This window comes from Frankia sp. R82 (assembly GCF_023716925.1).
In the GTDB taxonomy this organism is placed as follows: Bacteria; Actinomycetota; Actinomycetes; order Frankiales; family Frankiaceae; genus Frankia.
Window position 1 is genome coordinate 1 of record NZ_JAMQQG010000234.1, and the last position, 7539, is coordinate 7539.

Annotated in this window: 5 protein-coding genes and 2 pseudogenes; 4 read left to right on the forward strand and 3 right to left on the reverse strand. The window is 72.8% G+C overall.

Translation table 11 applies throughout. The features are described 5' to 3' along the window. Together ND747_RS19145 and ND747_RS19150 are read left to right on the forward strand one after the other, a co-directional pair. A pseudogene (locus ND747_RS19145) lies at positions 1-647 on the forward strand (hypothetical protein); the annotation flags it as partial. Then, positions 644-1666 (forward strand): ROK family glucokinase, encoded by a 1023-nt coding sequence (locus ND747_RS19150; RefSeq protein WP_251735133.1) that lies wholly within the window; start codon positions 644-646, stop codon positions 1664-1666. The pseudogene ND747_RS19145 and the gene ND747_RS19150, both read left to right, overlap by 4 nt. A gap of 65 nt (positions 1667-1731) precedes the next feature. Here ND747_RS19150 and ND747_RS19155 read toward each other — a convergent pair whose 3' ends face one another. From ND747_RS19155 to ND747_RS19165, 3 genes are all read right to left on the reverse strand, one after another. Beyond that, a complete protein-coding gene (locus tag ND747_RS19155) occupies positions 1732-2985 on the reverse strand; it encodes a TIGR00300 family protein (protein WP_251735134.1) in 1254 nt (417 codons plus the stop codon). A 99-nt stretch (positions 2986-3084) separates the two neighbouring features. After that, positions 3085-3936: a hypothetical protein gene (locus ND747_RS19160; RefSeq protein ID WP_251735136.1), complete on the reverse strand. Its 852-nt coding sequence runs from the start codon at positions 3934-3936 to the stop codon at positions 3085-3087. Continuing rightward, positions 3929-4726: a carboxylesterase gene (locus tag ND747_RS19165; protein WP_251735138.1), complete on the reverse strand. Its 798-nt coding sequence runs from the start codon at positions 4724-4726 to the stop codon at positions 3929-3931. Before ND747_RS19165 ends, ND747_RS19160 begins: the two co-directional genes overlap by 8 nt. A gap of 617 nt (positions 4727-5343) precedes the next feature. Between ND747_RS19165 and ND747_RS19170 the strand changes: the two genes are divergently transcribed. Beyond that, positions 5344-6258 carry a 1-acyl-sn-glycerol-3-phosphate acyltransferase gene (locus ND747_RS19170; RefSeq protein WP_251735139.1) on the forward strand — a complete coding sequence of 305 codons (915 nt, stop codon included), beginning with the start codon at positions 5344-5346 and terminating at the stop codon, positions 6256-6258. A 297-nt stretch (positions 6259-6555) separates the two neighbouring features. Continuing rightward, a pseudogene (locus ND747_RS19175) lies at positions 6556-7539 on the forward strand (hypothetical protein); the annotation flags it as partial.

A 7539-nucleotide genomic window follows, 5' to 3' on the forward strand; every position in this document is an offset into this window, starting at 1 on the left:
CTCCGGGCCGGCGGCTGTGGAGTGTCGTCGCCGATGTCGCCGCCGCGGGCGCCGGCGCCCTGGCCAGCGCGACCGCCACCCCCGACCGTCCCGCCTCGCACCCTCCTGTCGCCGATCCCCCCACCGCCGGAGCGGGCGCCTCGGCCGCGCGGGCAGCCTGTGACTGCGCCTGCCATCCGGTGTCTTCCGACCAGTCCCGGGCCGAGGCCGGGGGCGCCGGGGAGGGGCGGGGCGGCGCGTCATCCAGGGTGGGGGGCCAGGGCCCGCCCGTGGCCGTGCAGGGCTGCCTGGGCTGCCCGTGGTGCCGGCTGCTCACGACCTTCGTCGCCGAGCGGCCCGAGATGGTCCGGCACCTCACGACCGCCGGCGAGGCGCTGTCCGCGGCGCTGCGAGCCGGACTGGACGCAGTTCACGCCGCGCGGGCGACCAGCACCGGTTACACCGACACCGGTACCGGCAACACCAGCACCACGACCACCACCACGACCACCACCCCGACCGCCACCGGCGGTACCAGCGGCACCGATGGCCCCACCGGCGCCGATCGGGACGCCGACGAAGCGATCCGGTCGGCTGCGGCCGCGGCGGCCCAGGCCAGGGCCACCGCAACGCCCAGACCCCGCGTCCAGAGGATCGAGATCACATGAGCACCGCAGCCCCTGTCCCCGCGAGCCCCCTCCCCCCGGCCACCACCGGCGATCCCGACGCGCCGGATCGCCGGACTGCCGGCCTCACCATCGGTGTGGACGTCGGTGGCACCAAGGTGGCGGCCGGAGTCGTCGACGGTGCCGGCGCCGTCCTCGCCTCCGTGCGGCGACCCACTCCGGGGCATTCCAGCGCCGAGGTCGCCGACACGATCGCGGCGGTCGTCGCGGAGCTGTCCGCCGAGCACGAGGTGTGGGCGGTCGGGATCGGCGCGGCCGGCTGGATCGACGTCGACCGCTCGCGGGTGATCTTCGCGCCGAACCTGGCCTGGCGGGACGAACCGCTGCGCGACGAGGTCAGCAACCGGGTCGGCCTGCCGGTGGTGGTCGAGAACGACGGGAACGCGACCGCCTGGGCGGAGTACCGTTTCGGCGCGGGACGCGGTCGCCGCGACCTGGTCTGCCTCACGGTGGGCACCGGCATCGGCAGTGGCATCGTCATCGGCGGGGAACTGTTCCGCGGCGCGTTCGGGATCGGTGCGGAGACCGGCCACATGCGGATGGTGCCGGATGGGCACCTGTGCGGCTGCGGCAACCACGGCTGCTGGGAGCAGTACGCCAGCGGCCGGGCGCTGGTCCGCCTCGCCCGGCAGGTGGCCGCCGACGACCCGGCCGCGGCCACCACGATGCTGGCCGCCAGCGGCGGTGACATCGACGGGTTGACCGGCCCGGACGTCACCGAGGCCGCCCGCAAGGGCGATCCCGCTGCGCTGCGCTGCCTCACCGAGGTCGGGCACTGGCTCGGGGAGGGGATGGCCAGCCTCGCCGCCGTGCTCGATCCCGACCGCTACATCGTCGGCGGCGGTGTCTCCGACGCCGGTGACCTGCTGCTCGGCCCGGCCCGTGACCGCTTCAGCGAGGCCGTGTCCGGACGTGGCCACCGTCCGATGGCCGAAGTGGTCATCGCCGAGCTCGGCAGCCAGGCCGGCATGGTCGGCGCGGCCGACCTCGCCCGCATCTGAGTGCTGGCCGCGGACCGTCTGCCGCGGACCGTCTGCCGCCGAGGGTCGGTAGCTGATCCCCCGGGTCAGGCAGCCGTCCCGCCTGGTCCCGGCCGGGCGGGGCGGTAGTCGGCGACCAGCTCGACGGCGAGCTGCTCGAGGAACAGTCCCGCGTCGGCCACCACGCCGACGGCGTGCGCGCTGGTCCGCTCGGTCAGGGCGTGCACCGTCGTCGGGTTGACGTCGACGCACGCCACCGGGATCGACGCCGGCAGAATGTTGCCGGTCGCCACGGAATGCTGCGCGGAGGCGACCATCAGCGCGTAGCCGACGCCCCGCAGGGCCGCCCGCATCGCCCGCTGGCCGGCGACGACGTCGGTGTGGACGTCGGGCAGCGGTCCGTCGTCGCGCACCGAACCGACCACGACGAAGGCCTTGTTCGCCTTGACCATCGCATGCATGATTCCCTCGGTGAGCACGCCCGACTCGACCGCCGCGCGGATCGAGCCCTCCCGGCGGATCGCGTTGATCGCCCGGATGTGCTGCTCACTGCCGCGCTGCACCCGGCCGCTGCGCAGCGGCCCGACCCCGAGCGGCGACCCGTACAGGGCCGCCTCGATGTCCAGCGTCGCGAGCGCGTTGCCGGTGAACAGCACATCGAGGTAGCCGGCCTCGATCAGGGCGACCAGCGCCGGGGTGGCCCCGGTGGTGGCGATCGCCTGGCCGGCGACCCACAGCACCTGGCCGCCCTCGGCCTTGATCTCGCGGATCTGGCGGGCGATCGCGCGCACCAGCACCGCCTGCGGCTGTCCGGAACTGGGCAGCGACCCGTACTCGGCGTGGACGCGACTGGAATGGTCGGTCACCGGAAGAACGACCTTGACGCCGTCCACCCCGCAGACGATCTGGTCCCCGACGCGGACGTCGGTCACCGGCACGGTACGCACCCGCCCGTGCGAGACGACCAGGCCACAGTCCATCTCCGGATGTTCCACCGGCACCCACTGGCCGTCGAGGTGGACGACGGTCTCCAGGTTGGTCGTCGAGTAGAAGTCGGTCGGGAACACCCCGTCCCGGTCGGCCGCCTCACAGCGCGCCGTACCGGCGGCCACCTTGTTCACCCCGTGTACCTGGACGCGCATGAGGATGCGCACCAGTCGCCGCTGCGTCTCGGCGCCGACGGTGATGACCGCATGGGACTCGTCGTCGTGGCTGCGCCCGAGGTCGATCCGGTCCACCCGGTAGTCGCCACCGTAGTCCAGCACGTCGTCGAGGACCTTTGCCAGTACACCGGTGTCCATGAGATGCCCGTGCACCTCGACCTGCTCGTGAAAACGCACGCCCAACGCCCTTCTGTTCGTTCCCGTGCTCGTCGGTGCCGTCGCCGCTGCCGGCCGCCGCAGGTTCAGCGCGGGTGGCGGCCGGGTGGACCGAGCGGTCTAGAGGACCGCTCCGTTGCCGGGGCCGTCCAGGTCGGTGGGCGGACGTTCGCCCATCCGGGCGACGAGGGTGCCGACACCGCCGAGGATGAACAGCACGCCAGCGACGTCCTGGGAGCGTGACTGGTTGAAGCCGATCAGGCTCGGGACCACCAGGAACACCATGCCCAGGGCGATCGAGCCGAGCGCCCAGCGGGTGACCGGGCGGACGCGGGGCAGGGGCGGCGGGGGCGGCGGGACGTAGTGCTCGTCGTCGTCCGACTGATCGGCCCCGATGCCGCCGGTGCCGTCGATGCCGTCGATGCCGTCGGCGCCCAGGTCGATGACAACGATCTCGTCGGCGTCATCACCCCGCAGGTGGTGCGGGCGCAGGCCGGGCGGCAGGGGGGCCCGCCCGGTGCCCGGGGCGGTCTGGCTGTCCGGCTCGTCCGGCTCGTCCGGGACGTCGGGTGCGAACGGCGGTCGCAGGATGATGATCGTGGGATGGCGGAGATCGGCGATGTCCTCCTGCGCCGGCCAGGTACGCGCGGTCGGTTCGTCGTCGAAACGCGCGACGAGCTCGAGAAACGCCGCGTCATCGTCCTGCTGCGAGCGGGGTGGTGTCGAGGACGGCTCGTCGGCCGCCGGCCCCTGACTTTGGCCCTGTGCCTGGCCCTGTGGTTGGGTCTGCCCCTGGGCTCCAGTGTCGGCCGGTGCCGGCTGGTCCGTCGTGGCCTGGTCGGTATCGGACGTCAGCGACTCGGCGTGATTGTCGTGGCCGCCGTCCGCGCCGGGCACCGCGGCGGAACCCGAATGGTCCAGCGGCCCGGGGGCCGGTTCGCCCGAGCTGGGGAAGGGCGGGTGCTCAGCCATCGCTGGCCACCGGAGCTGGCGCCTGAGTCGAGATCGAGTGCTGCCGGACGAACTCGAGACTGCCCTTGAAGATCGTTTCTTTGTCGTTGTCGAGGGTGGCCACGTGCCAGCTGTCGGGCAGCAGCCGCTCCTCGATCGGGGCCCGCACCCCGGCCAGCAGCAGCGCCCCGGAACTCGGCTCGACGATGTGATCGACCACGCTGCGGTAGGCCAGCACCGGTGAGACGATCCGCCCGAGATCGGCCCGGGTGACCGCCCACAGCTTGCGCAGGGAGGCGAACGGCCGCAGGGGAACCCGGCTGTAGCCGACCTCCGGCACACCCTTGGCCTTCACGTCACCGGCGACCCCGGGAACCGCCGGGATGATCCAGCTGAGCAGTGGGGCAAGCGCGGCCTGCCTCCGCTCGGTCATCAGGCTCGCGTTGACGGTGACCAGGCCCGTGACCTCGGCGCCGTACTCCTCGGCCAGACGCAGCGTCAACGTGGCGCCCATCGACAGGCCCATGACGAACACCTCGTCGCACTCCCGGCGCAGCCGGAGGAACTCCCCGCGCACCGTGGTGTACCAGTCCGGCCAGGAGGTGGGGACCATGTCCTGCCAGCGGGTGCCGTGACCGGGCAGGAGCGGGCAGGAAACCGTGAGCCCGGCGGCCCCCAGCGCCTCGCCCCATGGACGCATGCTGCCCGGCGAGCCGGTGAAGCCGTGAACCAGCAGCACCCCGACCGACCCGCCCACGAACGTGAACGGCTCCGCGCCGGGAAGCAGGGCTGTGTCGGTGGAACCCGCCATCACTGTCCGCCCTTCGCGCCCTGTGCAACGTGCCCGGTGCAACCCACCTGCCGCGCAACATTCGGACGGCAGGCGGAAAAACGTCGGTACCCGCATGCTCGCACGGTCCGCGGGCCGAGGCCATGGTCGTCCGTGTCTCATCGGTGGGCGTCTTGTCGTCGATGTCACGACATTCAACGAAATTTCATGGGGGGTCGAGTCGGACGTCGTAATGTGACCGTCCCTCGTTGAGAGGATATAGATCTCGGCGCGAGGATGCTCGCCAGCGGGAAGGAACGATGGTGCGGACCGGCCGTGGCAGGGTCATCACCTCGACCACGCCGTCGGTGGCACTGTTGTGGATGTTCCGGTGGACGTGATGATGTCCGGCTACCTAGGCTCAGGTCTGCCTACCGGCCATGCCCGGCGAGCCGCGTCTCTGGCGCATGCCGCGTCGGGCCGCGTCGGCCCGGACGGCACCGATCGGTGGGCGGGCGCCCACGGCCGCGTGCCGCCACGGCGGGCGCTGCGCCCGGTGGCATGCTCGGGCCGACGGCGTCGGCGTGTGCAGTGCGGGCGACCCGGTCCGGGCGCCCTGACAGGGTCGTCTCACGACGGTGACCAGGTGGGAGCTGTCCTTGTTCTACTGGGTGCTCAAGATGATCCTCACCCCCGTGCTCCGGGTGGTGTGGCGCCCATGGGTCGAGGGTGCCGAGCACATCCCCGCGGAGGGGCCCGCCATCCTGGCCGGAAACCATCTGTCGTTCCTGGACCACTTCTTCCTGCCGTTGGTCGTGCCGCGCCGGGTCACCTTTCTCGCCAAGAGTGACTACTTCACCGAGGCCGGCATCAAGGGCTGGTTCAAGCGGGTGTTCTTCAGCGGAGCCGGCCAGATCCCGATCGACCGCAGCGGCGGCAAGGCCAGCGAGGGAGCGTTGCGTTCCGGTGTGCGCGTGCTGCGGCAGGGCCGGTTGCTCGGCATCTACCCGGAGGGCACCCGCTCGCCGGACGGCCGCCTGTACCGCGGCAAGATCGGTGTGGCGCGGATGGCGTTGGAGGCCGGCGTGCCGGTGATCCCGGTCGCCATGATCGGCACCTTCGAGGCCCAACCCCCGGGCAAGCTGCTGCCGCGGGTGCGCCGGGTCGGGATGCGGGTGGGGCCGCCGCTGGACTTCTCCCGTTACGCCGAGATGGCCGACGACCGGTTCGTGCTGCGTTCGGTCACCGACCAGATCATGTACGAACTGATGGCGCTCTCGGGCCAGGAATACGTCGATATGTATGCGAAGCGGGCCAAGGAAGAAATTGCCGCCGCCCGCGCGGCGGCTGGTAGCGCCGTCGCGGCGCCGGCAGACGGTTCCGTCGGCGAGGCCGTGGCCGGCGATCTTCCCGGCGCGGGTGGACCGTCGGCCGGTGTGCCCGGCATCGGGGTGTCCCGGTCGACGCGGGTACTGGCTGACCGTGGCGATCGCGCTGACCGCGGCGGGCCTGCCCGGCCGGCCACACCTGGCCGTTCGGGTACGCCCGGCAACTCCGCGGACCGGGCGGTCTGAGCCCGTTTGCGCCGGCACGGCAGGATAGGGAATGTGCGTGGTGACTGCACTACCGCGCCGGGAGGGGCGGAGCGGGAACAGACCCGTTCCCACCGCCTTGCCCCGGCCCTGACCCACATCGTCCGTTCCGTTCATGCTCGACCTGGCCGCGTCGGGGCTGTCCATGCCAGCCGGGCTGTCCATGCCGGCCAAGCGGTCCATGCCAGCCAAGCTGTCCATGCCGGCCGGAGCGCTCGGGCGGCCCAGAGCGTCCCGCCCCCGGCTCCTCGCGGCCGTCGGGTGCGGCGGGGTCTTCGGGTGCGCAGCCTGGCCCTGGCGGTCGGCACGGGTGGCGTGCTGCTGGCGATGGGAATCCCGGCCAGCTGGGCCGCCCCCGTAACCGGCGGGCCCGCCCCGGCGGTCGGGACCGCAACCGGCGCGGGCGGTGCGTCCGTTGCCTCTGCTCCGGGGATGCCGGCGAACACCCTGGGACGGGTCGGTCCGTACCTGGTCGATGCGGCCCGCCGCGTCATGGTCGTGCGCGGCCTTTCGTTGCCGGCCGGGGTGACGCCGACCGAGGGTGATCTTGCGACCTGGATCGGGCAGGGTTTCACCGGGGTGCGGCTGGCGGTCCCGGTGGCCACCGGCGGTCACCTTCCGGCGGTGGCCGGCTGGCCACCGCCCACCGCGTCCGGCCCGGCGGTCGCGGGCCCCGCGGATGCCGGCCTTGACCAGGCGGTCGGGCTCACCCGGATGTTCACCGCCCGGGGGTTACAGGTCGTCCTGCGGCTGGTGCCGACGGTTGCGGGTCGACGATTTTCGGACGCGACCCTCGCGACCGCTCTGGCCGCGCTCGCCGACCGGCTGCGCGTCGAACCGGGTGTGCTCGGCTATGAGGTGCCCGCCGGTACCGGCCCGGAGCTGTCCGACACCGTCGCCGCCCATGATCCGTACCATGTGCTGTGGAGCAGTCGTCCGGCGTCGTTCGACCCGGCGGTCACCGTCGCCGTCAACGATCCGACCGGCTATCTCACCGGCTGGAAGGACGCCTCGCCCGCCGCCCTGGACGCCCTGGTCGCCACGGCCGACAGCTACGGCCTGAGCTGGTTCTACGACCCGCCGGACGGGCGGGGCGCCACCGTGGGTACTGCGGCGACTGGTACCGGGGCGTCCGTGCCGACGGCGCCCCCGCGCCTGGTGCGGCCCTATCCCGCGGCGGTGGCCGGCACCCCTGACCTGCTGCGCTACGACGCCGCCGGCGAGCTGACCCTGCGCCTGCCGGCCGGTCCAGACGAAGAACCC

What these genes read in the sequence shown, in the direction of transcription:
- ND747_RS19150 (WP_251735133.1), top strand. Translation starts at nt 644, where the DNA reads ATGAGCACCGCAGCCCCTGTCCCCGCGAGCCCCCTCCCCCCGGCCACC.
- ND747_RS19165 (WP_251735138.1), bottom strand. Translation starts at nt 4,726, where the DNA reads ATGGCGGGTTCCACCGACACAGCCCTGCTTCCCGGCGCGGAGCCGTTC.
- ND747_RS19160 (WP_251735136.1), bottom strand. Translation starts at nt 3,936, where the DNA reads ATGGCTGAGCACCCGCCCTTCCCCAGCTCGGGCGAACCGGCCCCCGGG.